Annotated in this window: 20 protein-coding genes; 10 read left to right on the forward strand and 10 right to left on the reverse strand. The window is 72.2% G+C overall.

The window, feature by feature from the left end; translation table 11 throughout:
* The first annotated feature begins 310 nt into the window (after positions 1-310).
* Positions 311-1,399, forward strand: coding sequence for a lytic polysaccharide monooxygenase (locus B100_RS0124645; RefSeq protein WP_024887081.1), 1,089 nt, complete (start codon positions 311-313; stop codon positions 1,397-1,399).
* Positions 1,400-1,455: 56 nt separating this feature from the next.
* On the opposite strand, the gene B100_RS0124650 is transcribed toward B100_RS0124645, so the two are convergent.
* A complete protein-coding gene (locus B100_RS0124650) occupies positions 1,456-2,721 on the reverse strand; it encodes an MFS transporter (protein WP_024887082.1) in 1,266 nt (421 codons plus the stop codon).
* A gap of 163 nt (positions 2,722-2,884) precedes the next feature.
* On the opposite strand from B100_RS0124650, the gene B100_RS0124655 reads away from it, so the two are divergent.
* The 4 genes from B100_RS0124655 to B100_RS0124670 all read left to right on the forward strand — a co-directional run bounded on the left by B100_RS0124655 (position 2,885) and on the right by B100_RS0124670 (position 9,624).
* Complete coding sequence (locus B100_RS0124655) at positions 2,885-3,361, forward strand: winged helix-turn-helix transcriptional regulator (RefSeq protein ID WP_024887083.1); 477 nt, start codon at positions 2,885-2,887, stop codon at positions 3,359-3,361.
* 212 nt (positions 3,362-3,573) lie between these two features.
* A complete protein-coding gene (locus B100_RS0124660; protein WP_024887084.1) occupies positions 3,574-5,832 on the forward strand; it encodes an RICIN domain-containing protein in 2,259 nt (752 codons plus the stop codon).
* Positions 5,833-6,061: 229 nt separating this feature from the next.
* Positions 6,062-7,603 (forward strand): YfbK domain-containing protein, encoded by a 1,542-nt coding sequence (locus B100_RS0124665; protein ID WP_024887085.1) that lies wholly within the window; start codon positions 6,062-6,064, stop codon positions 7,601-7,603.
* 104 nt (positions 7,604-7,707) lie between these two features.
* The gene (locus B100_RS0124670; RefSeq protein WP_024887086.1) at positions 7,708-9,624 is read left to right on the forward strand and encodes an AMP-binding protein; all 1,917 of its coding nucleotides are present in this window, start codon (positions 7,708-7,710) and stop codon (positions 9,622-9,624) included.
* Positions 9,625-9,642: 18 nt separating this feature from the next.
* On the opposite strand, the gene B100_RS0124675 is transcribed toward B100_RS0124670, so the two are convergent.
* The 5 genes from B100_RS0124675 to B100_RS0124695 all read right to left on the reverse strand — a co-directional run bounded on the left by B100_RS0124675 (position 9,643) and on the right by B100_RS0124695 (position 15,038).
* Positions 9,643-10,215, reverse strand: a complete 573-nt coding sequence (locus B100_RS0124675) for a GNAT family N-acetyltransferase (RefSeq protein WP_024887087.1) — start codon at positions 10,213-10,215, stop codon at positions 9,643-9,645.
* 65 nt (positions 10,216-10,280) lie between these two features.
* Positions 10,281-11,501, reverse strand: a complete 1,221-nt coding sequence (locus tag B100_RS0124680; protein WP_024887088.1) for a cysteine desulfurase-like protein — start codon at positions 11,499-11,501, stop codon at positions 10,281-10,283.
* 27 nt (positions 11,502-11,528) lie between these two features.
* Entirely contained in the window at positions 11,529-12,701 is a 1,173-nt protein-coding gene (locus B100_RS0124685; protein ID WP_024887089.1) for an AI-2E family transporter, read from the reverse strand.
* A gap of 125 nt (positions 12,702-12,826) precedes the next feature.
* Entirely contained in the window at positions 12,827-14,032 is a 1,206-nt protein-coding gene (locus B100_RS0124690) for a glycoside hydrolase family 64 protein (RefSeq protein WP_024887090.1), read from the reverse strand.
* 151 nt (positions 14,033-14,183) lie between these two features.
* Positions 14,184-15,038 carry a GntR family transcriptional regulator gene (locus tag B100_RS0124695; RefSeq protein WP_024887091.1) on the reverse strand — a complete coding sequence of 285 codons (855 nt, stop codon included), beginning with the start codon at positions 15,036-15,038 and terminating at the stop codon, positions 14,184-14,186.
* A 306-nt stretch (positions 15,039-15,344) separates the two neighbouring features.
* Between B100_RS0124695 and B100_RS0124700 the strand changes: the two genes are divergently transcribed.
* The 4 genes from B100_RS0124700 to B100_RS0124715 all read left to right on the forward strand — a co-directional run bounded on the left by B100_RS0124700 (position 15,345) and on the right by B100_RS0124715 (position 19,444).
* Positions 15,345-16,772: a cellulose binding domain-containing protein gene (locus tag B100_RS0124700; protein WP_024887092.1), complete on the forward strand. Its 1,428-nt coding sequence runs from the start codon at positions 15,345-15,347 to the stop codon at positions 16,770-16,772.
* 148 nt (positions 16,773-16,920) lie between these two features.
* Entirely contained in the window at positions 16,921-17,244 is a 324-nt protein-coding gene (locus B100_RS0124705) for a hypothetical protein (protein WP_486585699.1), read from the forward strand.
* Positions 17,245-17,374: 130 nt separating this feature from the next.
* Positions 17,375-18,127, forward strand: coding sequence for an IclR family transcriptional regulator (locus B100_RS0124710; protein ID WP_024887094.1), 753 nt, complete (start codon positions 17,375-17,377; stop codon positions 18,125-18,127).
* A 99-nt stretch (positions 18,128-18,226) separates the two neighbouring features.
* Positions 18,227-19,444, forward strand: coding sequence for a PP2C family protein-serine/threonine phosphatase (locus tag B100_RS0124715; RefSeq protein ID WP_199785284.1), 1,218 nt, complete (start codon positions 18,227-18,229; stop codon positions 19,442-19,444).
* 11 nt (positions 19,445-19,455) lie between these two features.
* Here the strand turns inward: B100_RS0124715 and B100_RS0124720 are convergent, their stop codons facing one another.
* From B100_RS0124720 to B100_RS0124735, 4 genes are read right to left on the reverse strand one after another with little or no spacing between them, the layout of a single operon-like run.
* A complete protein-coding gene (locus B100_RS0124720; protein WP_024887096.1) occupies positions 19,456-20,835 on the reverse strand; it encodes a GH1 family beta-glucosidase in 1,380 nt (459 codons plus the stop codon).
* A 32-nt stretch (positions 20,836-20,867) separates the two neighbouring features.
* Positions 20,868-21,695, reverse strand: a complete 828-nt coding sequence (locus B100_RS0124725; protein ID WP_024887097.1) for a carbohydrate ABC transporter permease — start codon at positions 21,693-21,695, stop codon at positions 20,868-20,870.
* A gap of 5 nt (positions 21,696-21,700) precedes the next feature.
* Positions 21,701-22,651 (reverse strand): carbohydrate ABC transporter permease, encoded by a 951-nt coding sequence (locus B100_RS0124730; protein WP_024887098.1) that lies wholly within the window; start codon positions 22,649-22,651, stop codon positions 21,701-21,703.
* Positions 22,652-22,662: 11 nt separating this feature from the next.
* On the reverse strand, positions 22,663-23,925 hold the full coding sequence (locus B100_RS0124735; protein ID WP_024887099.1) for an ABC transporter substrate-binding protein: 1,263 nt from the start codon (positions 23,923-23,925) through the stop codon (positions 22,663-22,665).
* Positions 23,926-24,220: 295 nt separating this feature from the next.
* Between B100_RS0124735 and yicI the strand changes: the two genes are divergently transcribed.
* Complete coding sequence (gene yicI / locus B100_RS0124740; RefSeq protein WP_024887100.1) at positions 24,221-26,491, forward strand: alpha-xylosidase; 2,271 nt, start codon at positions 24,221-24,223, stop codon at positions 26,489-26,491.
* The last annotated feature ends 153 nt before the right edge of the window (positions 26,492-26,644 follow it).

Consider the following 26,644-nt stretch of genomic DNA (forward strand, 5'->3'; position numbering starts at 1 on the left):
CCCGCTCTTCCCTCCCTGCGCCGACAGGGCGGGCCCCGGCGACCGAGCACGAGGCGGACCGGTGGGAGCCGCACACCGCCGCCCGTGACCTTCCCGCACCACGAGAACGGCCGCGCCGGCGGCCGGTGTTCACGCACCGGCCGCCCGGCCGGAACCCGTTCCGCCGCGGGACGGCCCCGCCCCCCCCCAGCCCCCGCCCGGCCGGTCGGCGCCCTCCCCGGCCGGGCGGGGGTTCCACACCCAATTCACCCTCCTCTTTTCCACCCCTCGCACCGCCCATGAAGAACTCAGCATCGGGACAGGAGACTCCATGGCTCTGAGAAGCAGACTGGTCTCTCTGGCAGCGGTACTGGCGACCCTCCTCGGAGGGCTCGGACTCAGTTTCCTCTGGCAGAACGACGCCCAGGCGCACGGCGTGGCGATGATGCCCGGCTCGCGCACCTACCTCTGTCAGCTGGACGCCGTCACCGGCACCGGCGCGCTCGACCCGACCAACCCCGCCTGCAAGGCCGCCCTGAGCCAGAGCGGCGCGTCCGCCCTGTACAACTGGTTCGCCGTGCTGGACTCCAACGCGGGCGGGCGCGGCCAGGGTTACGTGCCGGACGGGAAGCTGTGCAGTGCCGGTGACCGGTCACCGTACGACTTCTCCGCCTACAACGCGGCCCGCTCCGACTGGCCCCGCACGCACCTGACGTCCGGGGCGACGGTCAAGGTGCAGTACAGCAACTGGGCCGCTCACCCGGGTGACTTCCGGGTCTACATCACCAAGCCCGGCTGGTCGCCCACGTCCGCGCTGGGCTGGAACGACCTGCAGCTGATCCAGACCGTGACCGACCCGCCCCAGCAGGGCTCCCCGGGCGCCAACGGGGGCCACTACTACTGGAACCTGCAGCTGCCCTCCGGCCGCTCCGGTGACGCGCTGATCTTCATGCAGTGGGTGCGTTCGGACAGCCAGGAGAACTTCTTCTCCTGCTCCGACGTCGTCTTCGACGGCGGCAACGGCGAGGTGACCGGCATCCGCGGCTCGGGCACGAACCCGGACCCCGGCACGGACCCGACCCCCGACCCGAGCGACGACCCGCCGCACACGGGTGAGTGCATGGCGACGTACGAGGTCGTGAACTCCTGGAACGGCGGTTTCCAGGGGTCCGTCGAGGTGATGAACCACGGCACCTCGGCGCTCAACGGCTGGGCCGTGCAGTGGAAGCCCGGTCAGGGCACCACGATCGGCAGCGCCTGGAACGGCACCCTCAGCACCGGGTCGGACGGCACGGTGACGGTGCGGAACGCGGCCCACAACCGCGTGATCAATCCCGACGGAAGCACCACGTTCGGCTTCACCGCCACGTCGACGGGCAACAACTTCCCCGTGGGCACGATCGGTTGCGTGAATCCGTAGCGCCCTGCCGGCCGCGCCGTCCGTCCCGCCCCCACCGCGGGACGGGCGGCGCGGTGTCATTCCGCGGCCCGGACCGGTTCCGTAGGGGCCGCCCCCCGGCCCGGTGCGGGCCGGGGGCGTGCGGCCTCGCGGTCGGCCCGGTGCACCGGCGTCAGCACCACGAGGCCGACGACCGCGACGAGGACGAAGAAGGCGCCGAACACGGCGGCGCCGGTCACCAGGCCGGCCATCAGTCCGTGCGCGGTCACCACGGCGCCGAGGGCCGGCGCCCCGACGCCCTGGGCGGCGTAGCCGACGAGGTAGCCGCCGGACACCATGCCCGCCCGGTGCGGAGCGGGGGCGAACCGGCTGAGCACCGTGAGCCCGCCGGCGAAGTCGAAGGCGTAGGCGGCTCCGGCGACGGCCGACGCGAGGAAGAACAGCAGCAGCGAGTGGGTGGCGCCGGTGAGGACGTAGAGCCACACGGCCGCGACGGACCCTCCGGCGCCGAGCAGCACGAGCGGCCGGACGTGCAGGTTGCGCCCGAGGAGCGCGAAGAGCGTGATGCAGCCGGCGAAGACGGCCAGCAGGGCGCCGGTGACCAGCGCGTTGGTGGAGCCCGCGAGTTGCTGGGCGATCTTCGCGCCGAGCGGCAGGACGATCGCGCCGATCAGGAAGGACGAGGCGAAGGCGATCGCCCCCGCGACGAACACCGTCCGGCTGCCGCGCGGGACGGTGATGGTGCGCGTGCGCCGCCGGGAGCCGGCTGCCGGGTGCGGGGTGTGCCGTGGCATGCACGCCACGAGGCAGGCGACGGCCGCTATGGCACCGGCCAGGACGAAGAAGCCGAGGTGGAGGGGGAAGGGCGCGTACTCGGTGAGGGCGCCGCCGACCGTCATGGCGAGGCCGATGCCGAGGGCCGACACGGCGGTGCTGACGGCACCGGCCCGCTTCTCCCGGCCGGGTGCGCTGTGCTCGACCATGGCGAGGCTGGCCGGACCTATGGACAGCCCGACACCGAGACCCATCAGGACCCGTCCTGCCAGCAGCCACGCCACCCCGCCCGCCACCGCGAACAGCAGGACGCCGAGCAGCTGCGCCACGAGGCCGAGCAGCATGGTCAGGCGGGTGCCGAGGTGGTCGGCGAGATGACCGAGCAGGAGCAGTACCGGGATCAGGGTGAGCGGATAGGCCGCGAAGATCCAGGTGACGGTGGTCGTCGAGATGCCCCATTCGGCCTGGTAGAGCGGGTAGGTCATGGTCGGGCAGGCGCTGGTCCACAGCGCGATGGCCACGACGGCGCCGGCCGCGCGGAAACTGCCGCGGGTGCCGAGGGATGGCACAGGGCCTCCAGGGGTCGAGGTTGATGAGGGAGATGAGGGATGTGGCATGCCGAGAGGAGCCGGGTAGTGACGAAGGAAGGGGCGGACTCCCGCCCTGCTGAGTTGCTCTTAGAAACCTAGAGCGCCTGGATATTGTTTTGCAACTCATCGGTACACTGGCCGTATGGCCAAGACGCTCGGCAAGGACTCGACCTGCTCCATCGCGCGGAGCCTCGAGGTGCTCGGCGACGCCTGGACGCTGCTGATCGTGCGCGAGGCGATGCTGGCGGGCTCGACCCGCTTCCAGGAGTTCCGGGACGCCCTGGGGATCGCGCCGAACATCCTCACCAAGCGCCTGGCGTCCCTGGTGGACGAGGGCCTGATGGAGCGGCGCGGCTACCAGCAGCCCGGGGAGCGGGCCCGCACGGAGTACGTGCTGACGGAGGCGGGACGCGGCCTGACCACGGTCATCGCGGCCCTGGCCTCCTGGGGGCGCACCCACCGGCCGCACCCCGAGGGGACATCTCCGCAGTTCGCACTGGCGGACTCCGGCACAGCGGCGCGCCTGGCGTTCGTGACCACCGACGGGGAGCGGGTGCGGCCCGAGCACCTGACGGCGCACCGTCGCCCCGACGCCGCCCTGGACACCGGAACGGTGTGAGCGGCGGGGGGACCCTCACGCCTTCCCCTTTGGACTGGACCAAACCCTTGACAGTCTTTTCCGTCACTCCTTAAATCACGGAGTGAAGTAAGCGCTCGCCACGTCCGCCGGCCCGCGTACCGCTCCGCCTGCCTGTTCCCCCACCCGACGCTTCGTCGCACGGCCGCGACGGCGCGCTGAGCTGTCATATGCATGACACAACAGGAGACACGATGCCCGCATCCACGCGACCACGTCCCGGTGGCCGCTCCGGCACTCCCCCGACGCTCCGTGACCGCCGCCGGTGGACCGCGACCGTCGCGGCCGCCGCCACCGCCGCATCCTTGCTGGTCGCCGCCCAGTCGGCCCGCGCCGGCACCGACGCCGCCGACGCGGCGGCCGCCGCAATTCCGTCCGGCTGGTCGACGGTGGTGAGCAGCGGCAGCGGCAAGTGTCTGGACGCCCGCGGCGCCGGAACGGCCAACGGCACGGCCGTCCAGCAGTACACCTGCAACGGCACCACGGCCCAGCAGTGGGGCTTCACCCCCACCTCCGACGGTTACGTCCGCATCGCCACCCGCAACGACGAGCGGCAGGTCGTGGACGTCAGCGAGGTGTCGGCGGCCGACAACGCGGCCGTGCACCTGTGGACGTACGGCGGCGGCGCCAACCAGCAGTGGCTGCCGGTCGACGAGGGCGGCGGCGCGTACCGCTTCGTCAACCGGCACAGCGGCAAGTGCCTCGACGTGCCGTCCGCCTCGACGGCCGACGGCGTCCAGCTGGTGCAGTACGCCTGCAACGGCACGGCGGCGCAGCGCTTCCAGGTCACGCCGGTGAGCACCGCGCCCGGCGACGTGAACCTCGGTCCCAACGTGGCGGTCTTCGACCCGTCGATGTCCTCGTCGGCCGTGCAGAGCCGGCTGGACTCGATCTTCCGGCAGCAGGAGACCAACCAGTTCGGCACCGAGCGCCACGCCGTCCTCTTCAAGCCGGGCACGTACCGCAACGACGTCAACGTCGGCTTCTACACGCAGGTGCTGGGGCTCGGGCAGTCGCCGGACGCGGTGACCATCAACGGCGCCGTGCACGTCGAGGCGGACTGGTTCCCGCCGCAGAACGCGACGCAGAACTTCTGGCGCGGCGCCGAGAACCTGTCGGTGAACCCGACCGGCGGGACGGACCGCTGGGCGGTGTCGCAGGCCTCCGGATACCGGCGCATGCATGTGCGCGGCGACCTGGAGCTCAGCGACGGCGGCTGGTCCAGCGGCGGTTTCATGGCCGACACGAAGATCGACGGCCAGGTGCGCTCCGGTTCCCAGCAGCAGTGGCTGACCCGCAACTCCCAGCTGGGCAGCTGGAACGGGTCCAACTGGAACATGGTCTTCGTCGGCAGCCGCGGCGTGCCGGCCAACACCTTCCCGCAGCCGCCGTACACCACCGTCGACCGGACGCCGAAGGTGCGGGAGAAGCCCTTCCTCTACGTCGACGCGGCGGGCGCCTACCGGGTGTTCGTGCCCGCGCTGCGCGACGACTCCACCGGGACGACCTGGGCGGACGGCAACACGCCCGGCACCTCGCTCGGCATGGACAGCTTCTACGTCGTGAAGCCGGGCACGGCGAGCGCCGCCCAGATCAACTCCGCCCTGGCGGCAGGCAAGAACCTGCTGGTCACGCCGGGCGTCTACCACCTGGACCAGACCCTCAAGGTGACCCGCCCCGACACCGTGGTGCTGGGTCTGGGCCTCGCCACGTTCGTCCCGGACAACGGGGTCACGGCCATGACGGTCGCCGACGTCGACGGCGTGAAGATCGCGGGCGTCCTCTTCGACGCGGGCACCACCAACTCCCGTACGCTGGTGGAGATCGGCCCCGAAGGGGCGTCGGCGAACCACGCGGCGAACCCGACCTCGCTGCACGACGTGTACTTCCGCGTCGGCGGCGCGCACGCGGGGAAGGCGACCACCAGCCTGGTCGTCAACAGCGACCACGTCATCGGCGACCACATGTGGATCTGGCGCGGTGACCACGGCAACGGCATCGGCTGGACCACCAACCCGGCCGACACCGGACTCGTCGTCAACGGCGACGACGTGACCATGTACGGCCTGTTCGTGGAGCACTACCAGAAGGACCAGACGGTCTGGAACGGCAACGGTGGCCGGACGTACTTCTACCAGAACGAGATGCCCTACGACCCGCCGAACCAGGCGGCCTGGATGGACGGTTCGACGCAGGGCTACGCCGCCTACAAGGTCGCCGACCACGTGACCAGCCACGAGGCGTACGGGCTCGGCAGCTACTGCTTCTTCAACGTGAACCCCGGCGTCACCGCCGAGCGGGCCTTCGCGGCGCCGAACCGTCCCGGTGTGCGCTTCCGCAACATGGTGACCGTCTCCCTCGGCGGCACCGGCACCATCCGGCACGTGATCAACGACCGGGGCGGTCCGTCCGACTCGGCCGGCAACGTGGCGAATCTGGTGAACTACCCATAGACGCAACGCTGTTCACAGCCGGTGTGGTCCGGGGCCCGCGCCCCGGACCACACCGGCCGCTCCCTTCGGCGGGACGCGCGCAGGTCGACGGAGGATCACCGACCGGTCTCGCCGGGACATCGCTGTTCCCTCTTCGAGACGCACCTGCAACACCCCGTACCGCACGTTCCGGCCCACTGCGACGTCACAGTCGGTGAAACGACGTCAACCGTCACAGGGGGTACACAGGATGAAGTGGCACGGGACACGACGACCGGTCGGGGCAGTGCTGGCGCTCACCGCGGTGAGCGGTCTGCTGCTCAGCGGGTGCAGCGGGGAGGACGGCGGGACGGGCGCCACGTCGGCCGACCACGGCCGCACCGGTGATGTGCTCCGGCCCGCCATGGACGGCCCAGGGCGGTACGAGGGCGGTGAGCGCGAGGGCGAGCAGGAGTCCCGCGAGATGGCGCCCGAACCCGACTACCTGTCGACCTTCGCGCTGGACGTCGACACCGCCTCCTACGGCTACGCCCGCCGCACCCTCGGCGAGGGACGGCTGCCCGACCCGTCGACCGTGCGTCCCGAGGAGTTCGTCAACAGCTTCCGCCAGGACTACCCGCGCCCCGACGGAGACGGCTTCACCGTCACCGTGGACGGCGCCCGCACCGACGAGGACGACTGGTCACTGGTCCGGGTGGGTCTCGCCACCCGGGCGGCCGAGCGGGACGACGACCGGCCGCCCGCCGCCCTCACGTTCGTCGTCGACATCTCCGGCTCGATGGCCGAACCGGGCCGGCTCGACCTGGCCCGTGAGGCCCTCGGCACCATGACCGACCGGCTGCGCGACGACGACTCCGTCGCCCTCGTCACCTTCAGCGACGAGGCGGAGACCGTGCTGCCGATGACCCGGCTCGGCGGCCACCGGGGGACGGTCCACGACGCCGTCGACAGCCTGGAGCCCACCGACTCGACCAACCTCGAGGCCGGGGTGGAGACCGGGTACGAGACCGCCGTGGACGGGCTGCGCAAGGGCGCCACCAACCGGGTCGTGCTGGTCTCCGACGCCCTCGCCAACACCGGTGAGACGGAGGCGGAGGCGATCCTGGAGCGCATCTCCGGCTCCCGCCGCGAGCACGGCATCACGCTGTTCGGCGTCGGCGTCGGCAGCGACTACGGCGACGCGCTCATGGAGCAGCTCGCCGACGAGGGCGACGGCCACACCGTGTACGTGTCCGACGAGGCGGACGCCCGCGAGGTGTTCTGCGAAAAGCTGCCGCGCAACATCGAGCTGACGGCCCGCGACGCCAAGGCGCAGGTGGCCTTCGACCCGGAGACGGTCGCCGAGTTCCGCCTGGTCGGGTACGACAACCGCCGGGTCGCCGACGAGGACTTCCGCGACGACCGGGTCGACGGCGGCGAGGTGGGCCCCGGTCACACCGTGACCGCCCTGTACGCGGTGCGCACCCGCCCCGGCGCCGAGGGGCACCTCGCCACGGCGACCGTGCGCTACCTGGACCCCGAGAGCCGCACGCCGCACGAGGAGACCGGCGACCTGGAGACCGGCGGACTCGTCGACTCGGTGTGGGAGGCCCGGCGCGGGCTGACGGTCACGGCCACCGCCGCCTACTTCGCCGACGCGCTGCGCTCCCCCGGCCACCGCGACAGCGCCCTGCCCGGCACCCCGGGGCTCGGTGAGCTGACCGAGCGTGCCGAGTCGCTGGCCGGCCGGACCGAGGGCGCGGACGTCCGTGAGCTGGCGGAAGCGATCCGTACGGCGGACCGGCTGGACTGATCCGCCCCGGCCCGTTGACTCGTCCTTACGCACGGGTAAGTTTACTCCTGAGTAAGTAATTGGGGACAGCACCAGCACAGCATCAGCCGCGACCGGGAGCCGTCATGGGCGTACGCAAGGATCTGAAACGGGCGAAGCGACGGGCCGATCTGGCGGGCCGGACCAGGGTGGAGACGGTCAGGGACGAGCACGGAGTCGTCCGGGAGGCCCGTACCGAGGTGCTGGCCGCGCGCCCCGCCACGGGGAGCACCGCCGACATCCCGTTCACCAACGCGGCCGAGGCCCCGCACGCGGTCGTGCTGCGGAGGCAGGAGGAGGGCGTCTGGCGCCCGGTCACGGCGGCGGCCTTCGCCGAGGAGGTCACCGCCGTGGCCAAGGGGCTGGTCGCCGCCGGCCTGGAGCCGGGTGACCGGGTCGCCGTGATGTCCCGCACGCGTTACGAGTGGACGCTCCTGGACTTCGCCGTCTGGGCGGCCGGCGGGCAGACCGTGCCGGTGTACCCGACGTCCTCGCCGGATCAGGTGGAGTGGATCGTCCGGGACTCCGGCGCCCGGTACGTCGTCACGGAGACCGCCGGCAACACCGCTGCCGTCCGCACGGGCACCGCCGCCCTGCCCTCGCCGCCACGGGTGTGGGAGCTGGACGGCGGTGCCGTGGCGGACCTGGTCGCGCGGGGCCGGGACGTGCCGGACGAGGAGGTCACCAAGCGCCGTACCGCCCTCGCCCCGGACACCGTGGCGACCGTCTGCTACACCTCCGGCACCACGGGACGTCCCAAGGGCTGCGTCCTCACCCACGCCAACCTGTACGCCGAGGCCGCGAACACGGTCGAACTGCTGCACCCCGTGTTCAAGGCGGTCACCGACCAGGTCGCCTCGACGCTGCTGTTCCTGCCGCTCGCCCACATCCTGGGCCGCACCCTGCAGATCTCCTGTCTGATGGCGCGCATCGAGACCGGGCACTGCCCGAGCATCAAGCCGGACGAACTGCGGCCCGCGCTCAAGGCGTTCCGGCCGACGTTCGTGGTGGGCGTGCCGTATCTCTTCGAGAAGATCCACGACACCGGCCGGGCCACCGCCGAGAAGATCGGGCGCGGCGCCTCCTTCGAGCGCGCCCACCGCCTCGCCGTGCGGTTCGGCCAGGCCCACCTCGACCGCTTCCTGGGCCACGGCAAGGGCCCCGGCCCCGGCCTGTACGCCGTGTGGGCGCTGTACGACCTGCTGGTCTACCGCCGGGTCCGCAAGGAGCTCGGCGGGCGCCTGCGGTACGCGATCAGCGGCGGCTCCCCGCTGGAACGCGACCTCAACCTGTTCTTCTACGCGGCCGGGGTCATGGTGTACGAGGGGTACGGCCTGACCGAGACGACGGCCGCCGCCACCATCGTCCCGCCGCTGGGTCCCCGCCCCGGCACGGTCGGCATCCCGGTCCCGGGCACGGCGGTGCGCATCGCCGACGACGGCGAGGTGCACATCAAGGGCGGCATCGTCTTCGGCGCGTACTGGAACAACGCCGACGCCACCGAAGAGGTCCTGGACGACGGCTGGTTCGCCACCGGGGACCTCGGTGCGCTGGACGAGGACGGCTATCTGACCATCACGGGCCGCAAGAAGGACCTCATCGTCACCTCCGGCGGCAAGAACGTCTCCCCCGCCCTGCTGGAGGACCGGCTGCGCAGCCGGCCGCCCGTCGCCCAGTGCCTCGTCGTCGGTGACAACCGGCCCTTCGTGGCCGCGCTGGTCACCCTGGACCCGGAGACCGTCGCGCACTGGCTGTCGGTGCGCGGGATGCCCGCCGACACGCCGCTGTCCGAGGTGGTCCGAGACCCCCGGATGCGCGCCGACGTGCAGAAGGCCGTGGACTACGCCAACGAGGCCGTCTCCCGCGCCGAGTCCATCCGCAAGTTCGCCGTGGTGGAGGGCGAGTTCACCGAGGAGAACGGCCTGCTGACCCCGTCGCTGAAGGTCAAGCGGAAGGCGGCGCAGGAGGCGTACGCGAAGGAGATCGCGGCGCTGTACGCGTGAGCCGGGCGGCCGGGGCCGTCAGCGCAGGTCGAGTCGCATCAGCACGCGCGGGTGGCCGGCCAGGACGGACGTGGTGTCGGCGGCGTGGGTGAAGCCGGCCCGCTCGAAGTTCTTGCGGAGCCCGGCGTACGCCATGGCCAGGTCGACGCGGGCGTCACCGTTGTCGAGGGGGTAGGCCTCGACGGCGGGGGCGCCCTGCGCGCGGGCGTACGCGACGGCGCCGGCGATCAGGGCGTGCGAGAGGCCCTTGCCGCGGTGGCCGGGGCGGACCCGGACGCACCACAGTGACCAGACCGGCAGGTCGTCGACGTGCGGGATCTTGCGGGTGCGGGCGAAGGAGGTGTCGGCGCGCGGGGCGACGGCGGCCCAGCCGACGGGCACGCCGTCGTCGTGGGCGAGCACGCCGAGCGGGGTGCCGGAGCGGAGCAGTCCGGCGACGTGCTTCCCTCGGGCGGGACCCCTCAGTTGCCGGTTGAGCGTGGAGGGGATGCGGTAGCTCAGGCACCAGCAGACGTTCGCCTGCGGCGACTTGGGCCCGAGTACGGCACGGACGTCCTCGAACTCCGTGGCCGGGCGGACGTGGACGCTCATGGGCCCACGATGTCACGCCCGGTCCGCCGGCGCCTGCGTACGAACGGCGCCGGCGGGCCCTGGCGTCAGTGCGCGGCCGGGGTCTCCTGCAGGAAGTCCGCCAGGCCGTCGAGGAGGCGGTCGACGTCCTCGTCGGAGGTGTAGGGGGCGAGACCGACGCGGAGGCCGCCGGTGTCACCGAGACCGAGGTGGCGGGACGCCTCCAGGGCGTAGAAGTGGCTGGAGGGCGCGTGGACGTTCCGCCCGGCGAGGAAGCGGTAGGCGTCCTCGGTGCGGCGTCCGTCGAACGTGATCAGCAGGGTGGGGGTGCGCCGGGCGGCCCGGGAGTGGACGGTCACCCCGTCGAGGGCGGCGAGTCCCTTCTCCAGGCGGGCCCGCAGCCGCCCCTCGTGCTCCTCGATCGCCTCGTAGGCGGCGGCGAGCCGGGTCCTGCGGTCGCCGTCCGGCAGCCCGCCGAGACCGGCCAGGAAGTCGACGGCCGCGCGGGTGCCGGCGAGGAACGCGTAGGGCAGCGTGCCCAGCTCGAACCGTTCGGGCACCGTGTCGGCCGAGGGCAGCAGCTTCTCCGGGCGCAGGGTCTCCAGGAGCTCCGGGCCGGCGGCCAGCACTCCCTGGTGCGGGCCGAGGAACTTGTACGGCGAGCACACGTAGAAGTCCGCGCCGAGCGCCCGGACGTCGACCCGAGCGTGCGCCGTGTGGTGCACACCGTCGACGTACAGCAGGGCGCCCGCGTCGTGGACGAGGCGCGCGATCTCGGCGACCGGGGGCTTGGTGCCGATGAGGTTGGAGGCGGCGGTGACCGCGACCAGGCGGGTGCGCGCGGAGAGCTGGGCGCGGATGTGGTCGGCGGTGAGTTCGCCGGTGGCCGGGTCGAAGTCGGCGCGGCGGACGGTGACTCCGGCGCGTTCGGCGGCCTGCGCCCACGGGCGGATGTTGGCGTCGTGGTCGAGCCGCGTGACGACCACCTCGTCACCGGGCTGCCAGCCGGCGGCGAGGGTACGGGCGAAGTCGTAGGTGAGCTGGGTGGCGCTGCGGCCGAAGACGATGCCCGCCGGGTCGGCGCCGAGCAGGTCGGCCATGGCGCGGCGCGCCTCGACGACGAGGGTGTCGGCGTGGCGTTCGCCGGGGAGCAGGCTGCCCCGGTTGGACAGCGGCCGTGCCAGGGCGTCGGCGATCGCCTCGATGACGGGCCGCGGCGTCTGGGTGCCGCCGGGGCCGTCGAAGTGGGCGGTGCCGGAGGCCAGCGCGGGGATGGCGGCGCGCAGGGCGGTGAGGTCGTACGTCACGGAGGCTTCCTGGAGGTCGGTGGGCGGTCAGGCGGCGGGGGCGTCGGGCGCCGGGGACTGCGGTGCCGTGGGCTGCGGCGCCGACGGCTGCGGAGGCTGGGGCGCCGACGGTTCGGGGGCCGGGGACCGCGGTGCGGGCGGGTCGGTGAGCTGTTCGCGCAGGTAGTTCCAGACGACCGCGATCAGGGCGGCGACCGGCACGGCGAGCAGGCTGCCGACGATGCCGGCCAGGCTGCCGCCCAGCGTCACCGCGAGCAGGACCACGGCGGCGTGCAGCCCGAGACCGCGGCTCTGGATGATCGGCTGGAACACGTTCCCCTCGAGCTGCTGCACGACGATGATCACGGCGAGCACCAGCAACGCGTTGACCAGCCCGTTGGACACCAGCGCGATCAGCACGGCGACGAGCCCGGCGAACAGGGCGCCGATGATGGGCACGAACGCGGACACGAAGGTCAGGACCGCGAGCGGCAGAACCAACGGCACGTCGAGGATCCACAGGCCGATGCCGATGAGCACGCCGTCGATGAGACCGACCAGCGCCTGCGACCGGACGAACGAGCCGAGGGTGTTCCAGCAGCGGGCGGCGACGGCCGGCACGTCGGTGGCGAGCCGCCCGGGCAGCTGGCGGCGCAGCCACGGAAGGAAACGCGGCCCGTCCTTCAGGAAGAAGAACATCAGGAAGAGCGCCAGCACGGCCGTGACGACGCCGCTGACGACGGTGCTCACCCCGGTGACGGCGGTGGTGGCGATGGACCCGGCGCTGTCCTGGAGGCGCGCGATGGTCGCGTCCAGCGCGCTGGAGATCTGCGCGTCGTCGATGTTCAGCGGCGGGCCCTCCGCCCAGTCGCGCAGCTTCTGCACGCCCGCGACGACACCGTCGCCCAGTTCGCCGGCCTCGGACGCGACGGGCACGGCGATGAGCGCCACGGTGCCCGCGCCGACCAGCAGGAACAGCACGGTCACCAGGGAGGCGGCGACCGCGGGGCGCAGTCCGCGCCGCAGCAGCCAGCGGGTCGGCGGCCAGGTGAGCGTGGTGAGCAGCAGGCCGACCACCAGGGGCCAGACCACCGACCACATCCGGCCCAGCAGCCAGAGGGCCACTCCGGTCGCCACCAGGACCAGCAGCAGCTCGCCCGAGATGCGTGCCGAGGTGCGCAGCGCGGCGCGGGTTTTACCGGCGTTCAACGAGGCAGACATGGTGGAACCTTATGGTGCCCGCGGGGACGTGCGGTGATCGCGGTGCACAACGGGCGGGCGCCGACGGGCCGTCAGGCGTGTGCCGCCCCGGCCGGCGGGCCGGCAGGGGCGGCGTGCGGGAACCGTCAGTCGAACGGGTCGAGCGTCAGGGACGCCCCGCGCGGGTCCCCGTCGTGGACGAGCGACTCGTGGGCGCCGACGTCGTCGAAGGCGAAGGCGTACGCCTTCGCGTCGGCCATGTGCGCGTGGACGATCCGCGCATAGTGGTTGGTGACCGGTTCCTGGTAGAACCCGGCCGCGCTCCGGTCGGGCTGGTTCGGGTTGGCGAGCAGGGTGGTGCGGTGGAAGCCCGCGCACAGGGTGCGCGAGATGGGGCCGCGCACCTGGTCGTTGGGCGCGTCGAGGAGGCGGTGGCAGCCGAAGACGGACGAGGCGTCCGGCTTCAGGAAGGTGGTGACCTCGTTGCCCGCGCCGTCCCTGAAGCGCAGGACGCCGCCGGAGATCCGGCCCGTGTACCGGACGTCGGGGCGGTCGGCGAAGGGGGTGACGGTCAGGTCCGTGCCCGTGTACTTGTCCCAGACGCGGTTGATGTAGTCGTCCATGACCGAGGCCGGGAGGGCGCCGGTCTCCACGCCGTACAGCGGGGACAGGGCGCGCAGCACAGTGCCGTCGGAGCGGGTCTGGATGAGGTTCGCCCAGCCGCCGGACTGTGCTCCGAGGGCGTTGAACACGCCGTTGTAGCCCCCGGGCTTGAGCCTGCCCGCGCTCAGCGTGCTGCCGTCGCCGCGCCGCACGCCCACCGTGTACGGCGCCGAAAACATGTCGACCTGGGTGCTGTTGATCCACAGTCCGTCGTCGTTGAGCGTGTACTCGGACCAGTTGAAGAGGATGTCGCGGTTGGGGTCGGTGGGGTTCTGCACGGCGGGCTGCACGAGGCCGCCGGTGGTGAGCCGGAACTCCATCTTGCGGCCGTAGGAGAAGTAGATGCGGCCCGAGAACTTGGGGACCCGGATGGTGGTGGACCGACCGGGGGCCGGGCCCGGGATGGAGGCGTCAGGCGCGGGGGTGGGCGGGTTGCCGCCCGCGGGCCAGGGGTGGAAGGTGCCGCCGGCGTCGGCCCAGCCCTGCCGGCCGGACGACAGCTCGGTGCCGAGGTTGTAGATGTGGACCTGCTCGGCGCGGCCCGAGTTGTTGGTGATGGTCAGCGGGATGGTGGCCGGGACCGCGGCGTGCGCGGGGGACGGGACCCCGGCGGCGAGCCAGCCGCCGCCCAACGCGGTGGCGATGCCCAGAGCCACGGCGGTGACCCGGCGTCTGAGGGTGCGCAGCATGGTCGTTCTCCGTTCGACGAGTGGCCGACTACGGCTGTGAGAGCGCTCTCAGGGAGCGTCTCGCCTTGGTATGGACCTGTCAACGGTTCAAGCAAGACTTGGGGAGGAAAAGGTTCCGCATCTCGTGCGCGCCCGCACCGGGGTGTGGGGCTCAGTCGTACTGGACGACGCCGTGCGCCGAGAAGCTGACCGGGCCGCGGGAGGCGAGGTCGCCGGGCGGGAAGCCGGGGTGGTGGTCCCCTTGAGCCCCTTCCGCCTCGCCCGGGCGCGGGTCACTCGGGCCCAGGGTGAGCCGGGAGACGATGCGGTAGCGGTCGCCCCGGTAGAGGGAGTGGACGTACTCCACCGGGCGCCCCGCGGTGTCGGTGGTGAGGCGCTCGAACAGCAGCGCCGGTGACAGCTCGGGCACGTCGAGCAGGTCCGCCTCCGCGCGGGTCACGACGGTCGGCTCGATGGACTGCACGGCCTCGCTGACCCGCACACCGTGCCGGTCCCGGAAGTGCTCGTACAGATCGCCCTGTTCAAGCTCCGCGTCGGTCAGGCCGGGCACCAGGTCCGCCGGGACGTGCAGGTGCTCGACGGCCATCGGCACCCCGTCCACCAGCCGCAGCCGGGCCACGTACCGGATCGGGGCCGCCGGTGAGAGGCGCAGCCGGCGGCCCGTCCGGGCACCGGCGGGCACGGTACGGGACTCGATGATCCGGCTGGTCCACTCGCCGGCGGCGGGCGGCACGGTGAACGCGCTGCGCTCCGGGAGCAGTTCCTGGGTGATCTTCTCGGCTGCCACGAACATTCCCCGGCCGTGTTCGCGCACCAGCAGCCCGGCGACCACGAGCTCGTCGACGGCGGCCCGCACGGTGGGGCGCGAGACGCCGAGCCGGGCGCAGAGGGTGCGCTCGGAGGGGATGGCGTCCCCGGGGCGGCGGGCCTCGATCAGTTCGAGGAGCGCGTCACGTACCCGTTCCCGCTTGAGCATCGCACCCGGGGCGGCGGGATCGACGGTCATACGGGGTTCCCCTCCTCGTCGGCCGCCCCGGAGGGAGCGGACCTCGGGTCACTGGTATGCCCCTGACCTTAACTGGTCCGGTCACTGCGGACACCGGCTGCGGATCGCCAATTCCCGTTGCTGTGCACGGGGTTGACGCACACATTGGTCTATGCCACCTTCTCTCGACATCGACTGGTAAGGCCCGGCGGACAACTGGTCAGCCCCGAGGACCGGTCCGTCACCGCGAGCCCCCGCCGTGCGGCACCCCACGCCTGTCGCGCGGACGACCCACCGTGCGCCACCCCCACCGTGAAAGGACCACGGATGCGTACTCGTCCCACCGGCCGCCGCGCCCGCGCGGCACTCGCCCTCACCGCCCTGCTGGGCGGCGCCGCCCTGACCGGACTGCCCGCCCCGTCCGCCTCCGCCGCCGACGGCCCACTCGCCGTGCAGTACCGCACCGGCGCCGCCGGGGCCACCGCCGACCAGAGCGAACCCTGGTTCAAGGTTCGCAACACCGGTTCCGCGCCGGTGCAGTTGAGCCAGGTGAAGATCCGCTACTACTTCAAGGCCGACGCCCCCGACACCGCGTACCGCTTCGCCTGTTCCTGGGCGGTCGTCGGCTGCTCCTCCGTCACCGGCACCTTCGGCACACTCCCCGAGCCCACCGCGACGGCCGACCGCTACCTGGAGATCGGCTTCACCCCGTCCGCGGGCACACTCACGCCCGGCGCCGACACCGGGGACCTGCAACTGCGGTTCCACCGGGCCGACTGGCAGTCGCTGCGGCAGAGCGACGACTACTCCTTCGGCCCCACGCGCACGTCGTACGCCGACTGGGACAAGGTGACCGCGCGGCTCGCGGGCGCCACCGTGTGGGGCGCGGGACCCGGGGGCGACGGCCCGACCGACCCCACGGACCCCACCGACCCGCCCGGTGAAAGCGGTCAGACGCTCTTCGACGACTTCGACTACTCCTCGCACACCGACCCGGCCCTCCCGGCGCACGGCTGGAGCGTGCGCTCCAACGCGGGCGGCCCCGGCGTCCCGGGCGCGACCTGGGACCCGTCCAAGGTGACCTTCAGCTCCTCGGGCGGGAACTCGGTGATGGACCTGGAGACGTCCACCGCCGGCACGGGCACCTCCACCACGCACACCGAGATCCTCACCCGGAGCACGAAGTTCGCGTACGGCACCTACGCGGCCCGGGTGCGCTTCTCCGACGCCCCCGTCTCCGGCCCGGACGGCGACCGCGTCGTACAGACGTTCTTCACCATCAACGACCTCAAGGCGCCGATGGCCGACGACTACGCCGAGTACGACTTCGAGTACCTGCCCAACGGTGGCTGGGGCGAGCCGTCGTCGATCCTGTACACCACCTCCTGGGAGACGTACGACCCCGACCCCTGGCAGGCCGTCAACCAGCACAGCGAGAGCCGCCGGAGCTTCACGGGCTGGCACGACCTGGTCGTCACCATCGACGACTCCGGCATCACGTACTACGTCGACGGCGCCCACTTCGGCACCCATGACGCCGTCTACCTGCCCGAGCGGCCGATGTCGATCAACTTCAACCAGTGGCTGATCGACCTGGACGGACAGCAGTCGACCACACCTCGCGCCTACCACCAGCAGGTGGACTACGTCCTGCACGTCAAGGACCAGGTGCTGACGCCCGCCCAGGTCGCGGCGAGGATCGACGCGTACCGCGCCTCAGGGACGTCGTTCGTGGACGAGGTGCCCGCGCCCTGACGGCCCGTTCCGTCCGGCCGGAGCCGCCCGTCGCGGGTCCGGCCGGCGGACTGTGGGATGTCCCTCTTCACTTCGTTCGACCGTCTCCCGGGGCTTCCGCACGCGACGCCGAGGCGCTGAACTGTAGGCCGCTACCCGAGCACCGGGTGTGCGAGAAGCTCAGGGCAGCGCGGTGGTCGAGTACACCGACGGGTCCACGCGGGCGGTGCCGGTCGGGTTCACCGACTGGACGCCGGGGACGGCCTACCGGTCCGGGAACGAGCCGCTGGTGCCGGCGACCGGCCGCAACCGGGCCGCGGGCGGTTCGGACACCGCGCCGGCCAAGGTGTTCGGCACGCGTCCGGTGGCGCCGGCCCCGGCGAAGCGGGTGGCCGCCGTCGTGCTGCCGACGGGCACCGACCGGGGGGTGACGTACGTCTTCGACGTGGCGCTCACCGACCGGCCGCTGCCGAGGGCCGGGCAGGACGGCTGACCGGCCGGCCGACTGTCCCACTGTCCGACTGGCTGACGGACCGGTTGACCGGCCCATGAGCGGAAGCCCCGTTCCGATCGGAGCGGGGGCTTCCCTTGCCGTCGGCGGGCCGCTGCCGCAGGCTGTACGCATGGGTGCCAGCCCGACACTCATCTCCTCCGTGCAGCGGGCCTTCCGGCTGCTGGAGGCGGCGAGCGCCCACGAGAACGGCGCGCCGGCCAAGCAGCTGGCGCGGGAGACCGGGCTGCCCCTGGGCACCGCCTACCATCTGCTGCGGACCCTGGTGCACGACGGCTACCTGCGGAAACTCGACGACGGCGGGTTCGTCCTGGGAGACCGGGTGCAGTCCCTGCACTCGGGCGGCCGGGGCCAGACGATGATCGGCCGGGTGCGGCCGGTCCTCTCCGCGCTGCGGGACGAGCTGTCGAGTGCCGCCTACCTCACCCTGTACGAGGACGGCGAGATCCGGGTTTCCGAGATCGTGGACGGTCCGCGTGCCCCGCGGGTCGACCTGTGGGTGGGTTTCGAGGACGCCGGGCACGCCACCGCCCTCGGCAAGGCCGTGCTGCGGGAGCTGGACGACGGGGAGCGCAAGGACTACCTGTCCCGGCACACGCTGAACGACCTGACCCCGCACACGGTCACCACGGCCGCGGAGCTGGTCCGTCACCTGGACACCGCCGACGTCCCCCCGGCCGTGACGGACCTGGAGGAGTACGCGCTCGGCACGGTGTGCGTGGCGGTGCCGGTCTACAGCGGCAGCACGCTGGGCTCCATCGGCGTGTCCATGCCGCGCAGCCGGCTCGGTCGGCTCGGCGAGGTCCGCGACCGGCTCGTGCCCACCGCCGGCCGGGTCACCCGCACCCTTTCTCTCACTATGTGAAAATCATGCCCTTGTGATACCGGACACCATCACCTTTTCTTGAAGAAGCAGGCAATTCGGACACACGCGCAGCGCAAAGGTGAGGACACCGGACACCACATGAGTCACGCCCGCCAGCATGGACGCGACCGCTCGACGACACAGGACTACGCACGAGTGGTCAGGCGCCTTCGATCACCCCGGACCCGGGCCCTCGCGCACTGGGCCGCCGAGACGCCGGCGCTGCCCCTGTTGATCGTCTGCGTCATCGTGTGCATCGACATGCTCGCCGGGACCGGCCGGATCTGGCTGCCGCTGCTCGCCACCGGCCCCGCCCTGGCCGCCGCCACCAGCAGCCCCCGAGGTGTGCTGGGCGTGGGCGCCCTGGCCTCCCTGCTCGGCGCGACCATCGCCTACCGGCACCACATGGCGCTCGCGCACCTGGCCGTCGTGTTCGCCGCCCTGGTGACCGTCACCCTCGCGGGGACGCTCGCCAGCGCGCTGCGCGCACGCCGTGAGCGGGTGCTCGCCGCCGTCCGCTCCGTCGCGGAGACCGCTCAGCACGCCCTGCTGCAGCCGGTGCCCGCGACGGTCGGCCCCTTCCAGGCCGCGGTGCGCTACAGCGCGGCGGCCGCCGAGGCCCGGATCGGCGGCGATCTGTACGCGCTCGTCCCCACCCCGTACGGCGTGCGGATGATCGTCGGCGACGTACGGGGCAAAGGGCTGCCGGCCGTGGGGACGGCCGCGCTGGTGCTCGGCGTGTTCCGCGAGGCGGCGTACGACGAGCCGGACCTGCTGGACGTGGTGTGCCGGATCGAACGGAGCCTGGCCCGCAACCTGGGCGGCGACGACTTCGTCACCGCCGTGGTCGTCGGCTGCCCGGGGACCGGCCCGCTGGAGATGGTCAACTGCGGTCACGCTCCCCCGCTGCTGATCCGCGACGCCGAGGTGGCCGCCGTCGAGACCGAACACCCCGCGCCGCCGCTCGGACTGCGCGCCCTGTCGGACGACACCCCCCGCCTGCAGGTGGTGCCCTTCGGCGACGGGGACCAGCTGCTCCTCTACACCGACGGCGTCACGGAGGCGCGGGACGCCGACCGCGCGTTCTACCCCCTGTCCGAGGGGCTGACCCGGAATCTGTGCGACGAGCCGGACCGTACGCTGGCCGCGCTCCACGAGGACCTGCTGGACCATGTGGGCGGGCGGCTCCACGACGACGCGGCGCTGCTCCTGCTGCGCAAACCCGCCGTCGCGGAGGCCGGGGAGTCCGTCACGGAGGCCGGGGAGTCCGTCGCGGTGCGCCCCGCGGCGGACGTGGACGACGCCACGGCCGCCTGAGGCGCGTCGCGTCAGGCCCCCTGGGCGGCGATCATGCGCCGGTACCAGTGGTAGCTGTCCTTCGGGGTGCGCCGCTGGGTGTCGTAGTCGACGCGGACGATGCCGAAGCGCTTGTCGTAGCCGAAGGCCCACTCGAAGTTGTCCAGCAGGGACCACACGTAGTAGCCGCGCACGTCGACGCCGGCGTCGATCGCTGCCCGCAGCGCGGTCAGGTGGTCGCGCAGGTACCGCACGCGGGCCGCGTCGTGCACGGCGCCGTCGGCGGCCACCTCGTCGTCCTCGGCGGAGCCGTTCTCCGTGATGTGGACGGGCGGCAGCGCGTCCCCGTACTGCTTCTCGAGGTCCACCAGGAGGTCGGTGAAGGTGGCGGGGGCCACCGGCCATCCCATGGCGGTACGCCGGACGCCGTGCATCGGCTCCTCCGTGTACCGGTTGTCGGTCGCCACCCGCAGGGCGGGGTCGCTCTCCCGGTGGGGGGCGTCGGCCACGACGATCGGGCGGTAGTAGTTGACGCCCAGGAAGTCCAGCGGCTGCGCGATCAGCTTCAGGTCGCCGTCGCGGCGGAAGTCCTGCCCGGTGATCAGCTCGCCCCAGGTCTCCTCCTCGGTGTCCGGGTAGCGCCCGGCGAGGATCGGCTCCGTCCACACGAGGTTGTGCAGGGTGTCGGCGCGCACCACCGCCGCCCGGTCGGCGTCGGAGTCCGTCGCGGGGAGGTGGTGGTCGAGGTTGAGGGTGATGCCCGCCTCGCGCACCCCCGCCGCGCGCAGGGCCTGTACGGCGAGGCCGTGGCCGACCAGCAGGTGGTGGGCGGCGGCGAGCGCGCCCCGGCCCTCCTGCGCGCCCGGGGCGTGGCGGCCGACGGAGTAGCCGAGGAAGGCGCTGCACCACGGCTCGTTCAGGGTGATCCAGCGGAGCACCCGGTCGCCCAGGTGGTCCGCGACGACGGCCGTGTACTCGGCGAACCGCTCCGCGGTCTCCCGCACCCGCCAGCCGCCCCGGTCCTCGAGGGCCTGCGGGAGGTCCCAGTGGTAGAGGGTGACGGCCGGTTCGATGCCGGCCGCGAGGAGTTCGTCGGCCAGCCGGGAGTAGAAGTCGAGGCCTTTGGGATTCACCGGCCCCGAACCGTCGGGCACGATCCGCGGCCAGGCGACGGAGAAGCGGTACGAGCCGACGCCCAGGTCGCGCAGCAGCGCCACGTCCTCCGGGTAGCGGTGGTAGTGGTCGCAGGCGACGTCACCGGTGTCGCCGTTCGCCACCCGGCCGGGGGTGTGGCTGTAGGTGTCCCAGATCGACGGGCCGCGTCCGTCCTCCCGAGCCGCTCCCTCGATCTGGTAGGAGGCGGTGGCGGCGCCGAAGACGAAGCCGGGCGGGAACCGGGGGAAGTCGCTCATGCGGGTCTGGTCCGTCTCGATGTGTGCGGTGGTCACTTGACTGAGCCCCCGGAGATCCCGGCGGCGATGTACTTCTGGGCGAGGACGAGCAGGATCGCGGCGGGCACGGCGGAGAGCACGGCCGCGGCCATCACCGAGCCCCAGTCCCCGACGTGGGCGCCGATGTACTGGTAGATGCCCAGGGTGATCGGCTTGACGTCGTCCGTGGTGTTCAGGGTGAGGGCGAACATGAAGTCGCTCCACGCGAACAGGAAGGCGAACAGTCCCGAGGTGATCAGTGCGTTGCGGCTCATCGGCAGCACCACGCGCAGGAACACCCGTACCGGCCCCGCCCCGTCGATCTCGGCGGCCTCGATCACCTCGCCGGGGATGGACACCATGAAGGAACGCATCAGCACGATGGAGAACGGTATGCCGAGCGAGGCGTCCGCGAGCATCAGGCCGGCGTAGGAGTTCACCAGGCCGAGGTCGACGTAGGAGTTGTAGAGCGCGTTGGCGATGACGATGCCCGGCACCATCTGGGTGATCAGGGTGCCGAAGACGATGGTGCGCGAGCCGCGCAGGCCGAAGCGGGCCAGTCCGTAGGCGGCGGGGGCTGCGATCGCGAGGCAGATCGCGACCGCGCCGACGGACACCAGCAGTGAGGTCAGCAGGTTGGTGCCCTGGTCGGAGACGGCCTTGGAGAACCCGGACAGGTCCAGGCCGGAGGGCACCGGGTCGACCTGGAGCAGGCCGGACTCGGGCTGGAGCGCGGTGTTGAGCATCCAGTACAGCGGGAACAGCATCACCGCGAGGACGAGCAGACCCGCGACGGTGGAGCTCCAGCGGCGGCGGGGCGCGGTGGGTGCCTGTGCGGCCATGTCGGTCACTTCCCCTCGGTGCGGTTGGCCCGCAGGTAGAACACCGCGAACACGGCGGAGATCAGGATCAGGACGTTGCCGACGACCGCGCCGGCGCCGAAGTCCAGTTCCACGAAGGAGTTCTGGTAGGTGAGCGTGCCCAGGGTCTGGGTGGCGTCGGCGGGGCCGCCGTCGGTAAGGGCGAGGATCAGGTCGAGGATCTTCACCGTCGACATGAAGCCCAGCACCAGCACGACCGTGATCACCGGCTTGAGCATCGGCAGGGTGACGGAGCGGAAGGCCCGCCAGGCCGAGGCGCCGTCCAGGGAGGCCGCCTCGTACAGCTCCTTGGGGATCTCCTGGAGGCCGCCGTAGAGGATGACCATGTTGAACGGGATGCCGATCCAGACGTTGACCAGGATCACCGAGAGCAGCGCCATGTCCGGGCTGGTGAGCCACGGGGTGTGCCCGGCGAGACCGAGGGTGTCGAGGAAGCCGTTCAGTACGCCGGTGTCCTGGTCGAGGATGCGGCGCCAGACGATGCCGGACACCACCATCGGCACCAGCCAGGGCAGCAGGATCAGCGACCGCAGGACGCCGCCGAGGGGGAAGCGGCGGTTGAAGAAGACGGCGAGGGCCAGGCCGACGCAGAACTGGCCGAGCAGGGAGCCCGCCGTGAAGACGAGGGTGTGCCACAGGGCCTTGCCGAAGAGGGCGTCGCGGAACACGGACGACCAGTTGTCGGCGCCGTTGAAGGGGGCCTCGCCGGTGAAGAACGTCTTCGGCGTGTAGTGCTGGAAGCTCATCACGACGTTGCGGACGAGCGGGTAGCCGAAGAACAGCAGCATGAAGACGACGGCGGGCGCGACGAAGCCCCACTGGGCGAGCCTGCGGCGCCGGCGGGCGCGGCCCGGGTCCGGCGCGGCGGCCTTCGCGGGCGCGGCGGACGGCGGGACGGTGACGGTGGACGTGGTCATGGGGGCGTACCTCAGTTCCCGCTCGTGGCCCGCTGCTGGGCGCGCTTCAGGGCGGCCTCGCTGGACTGGCCGGTCAGGGCGGACTGGAAGGCGCTCTGCAGGGCCAGGGAGACGGCCGGCCAGCCGGCGCCGAGCTGTGCGGTGCGGGAGCGGGCGGCGGCGACCTGGTCGGCCAGCGCGTCCAGTTCGGGCACCCGCGTCCGCCACGCGGCGGCGGCGCGTTCGTCGGCGGGAACCATCCAGCTGTTCAGGGCGTAGGTGAGCTGTTCCTTCTCGCTCGCCAGGCAGGCGACGATTCTGCCGGCCATGCGCTCGCGCCCGGTGTCCCCGGTGCGGGGGACGGTGAGCACGGAGCCGCCGAGCGGCCCCACCGAGTCGGCGCCGGCCTCGGGCACGGGGATCTCGGCGATGCCCCAGTGCAGCGACGGGTCGCCGTTGAGGGTCTCGACCTGCCAGGGGCCGTTGATCATCATGGCGGCGTTGCCGGCCATGAACTGGTCGTTCACGTCGGCCTGGGTCCAGTTGACCGTGGACCGGGAGAGCGAGCCGTCCTTCAGCAGCGCCTTCCAGAAGTCGAGCGCCTCCGCCACCTCCGGGCTGTCGAGGTGCCGTTCGTCGCCGCCGTTGGACCACATGAACGGCGTGAACTGGAAGACGCCGTCCTCGGCGCCGCCCGCGCTGAGCGCCACGCCGTACCGCTTGCCGCGGGTGAGCTGCCGTGCGGCGTCCCGCAGTTCGTCCCAGGTGGCGGGCACCCGGATGCCCGCCTCGTCCAGGACGTCCTTGTTGTAGAAGAGCGCGAGGGTGTTCACGGAGCGGGCCGCGCCGTAGTACGTGCCCCGGTAGGAGCCGAAGTCGACGATGCCCTCGGGGACGTGCTCGGTGGACAGGCCGAGGGAGCGCAGGTCGACCAGCCCGCCGGCCTCGGCGAAGGTCGGCATCTCGGAGGCGTCGAACTGCACGACGTCCGGCAGCGACTTGGACGAGGCCATGCGCAGCGCCTTCGTCATGACCTGGGACGCGGGGACGCTCTGCTGCTCGACGGTGACCCCCAGCTGCTTGCCGCAGCGGCCCATCGCCTCGGCGTCCCAGCGGTGGTAGGTCTCGTCGGTCGAGGAGTTGAGGACGGTGTACACGTCGTCGTCGCGCTGCTCGGCGCAGCCGGCCGTCAGCGCGGCCGAGGCGACGAGGACCGCGGCGGTGGCCAGCGAGGTGACGGCTCTGCGTGCGCGTCCGCGCGCGGGACGTGCGGCAACCGTTGGATGTGCTGTCACGGTGGGTGCCCCTGTGTGGGACCGGCTCGGCGTGGGCCGGGCCGGCGGCTCTGTGGGATGACTGGTGAAGCGCTTCGACAACGGACCGCCGCAGGCGGGGTCTCGTCTGACGCTGCACCGGGGTGTAATTTGTTTTGCCTGGTTACTAATACGCCAGCGCGAGCCCGTCGCGCTAGCCCCCCAGCGACACGATCTGCCTGCGCCAGGGCGTGACAGGTTCTGCGAATCCTGACATAGTTCCTGGTCAGAGGTTTCTCTCGCACCTCCCCCTGCCCTCCCGATTCCGAGGAAGACCATGAAATTCACCGACGGCTTCTGGCGCATCCGCGACGGCGTCCAGATCTCGTACGCCACCGAGGTGCGAGATGTCAGCGCGGAATCGAAGCGCTTCACCAGCTTTGCGTCGACGAAGAAGGTGACGCGCCGGGGCGACACCCTGAACGCCCCGCTGGTCACGGTCGAGTGCTTCTCCCCCGCCGAGGGCGTGGTCGGCGTCCGGGTCACCCACCACGCGGGCAAGCGCCGCCCCGGCCCCGACTTCGCCCTGGCGGGAGAGGCCGAGGGCGCGGGCGAGGTGCGCCGGGACGGCGCGGTCACGGAGCTGACCAGCGGTCCGCTGACCCTGCGCCTGGACGCGGACGGCGCCTTCGGGCTGACCTTCCTCGACGCGGACGGACGGGAGCTGACCCGGGCCGGCGCCAAGAGCACCGCGTACGCCACCACCGGTGACGGGGCGCACCACGTGCTGAGCCGGCTGTCCCTGGGCGTCGGCGAGCAGGTCTACGGGCTGGGGGAACGCTTCACCCCGTTCGTCAAGAACGGCCAGACCGTCGACGTGTGGCAGGCCGACGGCGGCACCAGCAGCGAACAGGCCTACAAGAACGTTCCGTTCTACCTGTCCTCGCGCGGCTACGGCGTCTTCGTCAACCACCCGGGCGCCGTCTCCTTCGAGGTCGGCTCCGAGTCCGTCGGACAGGTGCAGTTCAGCGTCGAGGACCAGTCGCTCGAGTACTACGTGATCGCGGGCCCCACGCCCAAGGAGGTCCTCGGCCGCTACACGGCCCTGACCGGCCGCCCGGCGCTGCCGCCGGCCTGGTCGTTCGGCCTGTGGCTGAGCACCTCGTTCACCACCTCCTACGACGAGGCCACCGTGACCTCGTTCGTCGACGGCATGGCCGAGCGCGGCATCCCGCTGTCGGTGTTCCACTTCGACTGCTTCTGGATGCGCGAGTACCAGTGGTGCGACTTCGAGTGGGACCCGGAGGTCTTCCCGGACCCGGAGGGCATGCTGGCCCGGCTGAAGGACAAGGGCCTGCGCATCAGCGTGTGGATCAACCCGTACATCGCGCAGAAGTCACCGCTGTTCGACGAGGCCGCCGCGCTCGGGCACCTGGTGCGGCGGCCGGACGGCGACGTGTGGCAGTGGGACCTGTGGCAGGCGGGCATGGGACTGGTCGACTTCACCAGCCCGGACGCCCGCGCCTGGTTCCGGTCCAAGCTCAAGGCGCTGCTCGACCAGGGCGTGGACTGCTTCAAGACGGACTTCGGCGAGCGCATCCCGACGGACGTCGTCTGGCACGACGGCTCGGACCCCGAGCGGATGCACAACTACTACACGCACCTGTACAACCGCACGGTGTTCGAACTGCTGGAGAAGGAGCGCGGGCAGGGTGAGGCGGTCCTGTTCGCCCGGTCGGCGACCGCCGGCGGGCAGCAGTACCCGGTGCACTGGGGCGGGGACTGCTGGTCGTCCTTCGAGGCGATGGCGGAGTCGCTGCGGGGCGGGCTGTCCCTGTCGCTGAGCGGCTTCGGCTTCTGGAGCCACGACATCGGCGGGTTCGAGGGCACGCCCGACCCGGAGGTCTTCAAGCGCTGGCTGGCCTTCGGCCTGCTGTCCTCGCACAGCCGGCTGCACGGCTCCACGTCGTACCGGGTGCCGTGGGAGTTCGGCGACGAGGCGGTGGACGTCGCCCGGCGGTTCACGCTGCTCAAGCACCGGCTGATGCCGTACCTGTACGGCGCGGCGGCCGAGGCGCACCGGACGGGCGTGCCGATGATGCGGCCGATGATGCTGGAGTTCCCGCGCGATCCGTCGTGCCGCCCGCTCGACCGCCAGTACATGCTGGGCCCCGACCTGCTGGTCGCGCCCGTGTTCAGCGCCGACGGCGAGGTGGAGGTGTACCTGCCCGAAGGCACCTGGACGCATCTGCTCAGCGGCGAGCGGGTGGCGGGCCCCTGCTGGCGCACCGAGCGCCACGGCTACGACAGCCTGCCGCTGTACGTCCGGGAGGGCGCCGTGCTGCCGCTGGCCGACGACGACTCCCGGCCGGACGGTGACTGGCTGGAAGCGCCGGTGCTGCTGGTCCACCCGCCGACCGCGTCCGACTACGCGGCGGAGGTCAGCGTGCCGGACACGGCGGGACTGCCGGCCGCGACGTTCCGGGTGCGGCGGGACGGGGACCGGCTGCGGGTGACGGCCTCCGGCACGAACCGCCCGTTCACGGTACGCGTCCCGGGCGGCGCGGAGGCGACGGGCGCGGGCGAGGTGACGCTGCCGCTGCGGTGAAACGCCGCGCTGCCGCTGGGGTGACGGTGCGAGGTCGGGGGCGTCTCCCGGGCGGTGAGCGGCCGCTGCGCTCGCCGCCGCCGGGCAGGGACGCCTACGGCACGGACCGCCGCCCGTTCACGGTGCGTCCCCGGCGGGGCGCAGGCGACGGGC

The sequence above is a fragment of the Streptomyces sp. CNH189 genome (assembly GCF_000527195.1).

Bases quoted from the DNA above. Each gene is read 5' to 3' on its own strand.
- B100_RS0124645 (WP_024887081.1), top strand. From the start codon at position 311: ATGGCTCTGAGAAGCAGACTGGTCTCTCTGGCAGCGGTACTGGCGACC.
- B100_RS0124655 (WP_024887083.1), top strand. From the start codon at position 2,885: ATGGCCAAGACGCTCGGCAAGGACTCGACCTGCTCCATCGCGCGGAGC.
- B100_RS0124660 (WP_024887084.1), top strand. From the start codon at position 3,574: ATGCCCGCATCCACGCGACCACGTCCCGGTGGCCGCTCCGGCACTCCC.
- B100_RS0124665 (WP_024887085.1), top strand. From the start codon at position 6,062: ATGAAGTGGCACGGGACACGACGACCGGTCGGGGCAGTGCTGGCGCTC.
- B100_RS0124670 (WP_024887086.1), top strand. From the start codon at position 7,708: ATGGGCGTACGCAAGGATCTGAAACGGGCGAAGCGACGGGCCGATCTG.
- B100_RS0124675 (WP_024887087.1), bottom strand. From the start codon at position 10,215: ATGAGCGTCCACGTCCGCCCGGCCACGGAGTTCGAGGACGTCCGTGCC.
- B100_RS0124685 (WP_024887089.1), bottom strand. From the start codon at position 12,701: ATGTCTGCCTCGTTGAACGCCGGTAAAACCCGCGCCGCGCTGCGCACC.
- B100_RS0124690 (WP_024887090.1), bottom strand. From the start codon at position 14,032: ATGCTGCGCACCCTCAGACGCCGGGTCACCGCCGTGGCTCTGGGCATC.
- B100_RS0124695 (WP_024887091.1), bottom strand. From the start codon at position 15,038: ATGACCGTCGATCCCGCCGCCCCGGGTGCGATGCTCAAGCGGGAACGG.
- B100_RS0124700 (WP_024887092.1), top strand. From the start codon at position 15,345: ATGCGTACTCGTCCCACCGGCCGCCGCGCCCGCGCGGCACTCGCCCTC.
- B100_RS0124710 (WP_024887094.1), top strand. From the start codon at position 17,375: ATGGGTGCCAGCCCGACACTCATCTCCTCCGTGCAGCGGGCCTTCCGG.
- B100_RS0124715 (WP_199785284.1), top strand. From the start codon at position 18,227: ATGAGTCACGCCCGCCAGCATGGACGCGACCGCTCGACGACACAGGAC.
- B100_RS0124720 (WP_024887096.1), bottom strand. From the start codon at position 20,835: ATGAGCGACTTCCCCCGGTTCCCGCCCGGCTTCGTCTTCGGCGCCGCC.
- B100_RS0124725 (WP_024887097.1), bottom strand. From the start codon at position 21,695: ATGGCCGCACAGGCACCCACCGCGCCCCGCCGCCGCTGGAGCTCCACC.
- B100_RS0124730 (WP_024887098.1), bottom strand. From the start codon at position 22,651: ATGACCACGTCCACCGTCACCGTCCCGCCGTCCGCCGCGCCCGCGAAG.
- yicI (WP_024887100.1), top strand. From the start codon at position 24,221: ATGAAATTCACCGACGGCTTCTGGCGCATCCGCGACGGCGTCCAGATC.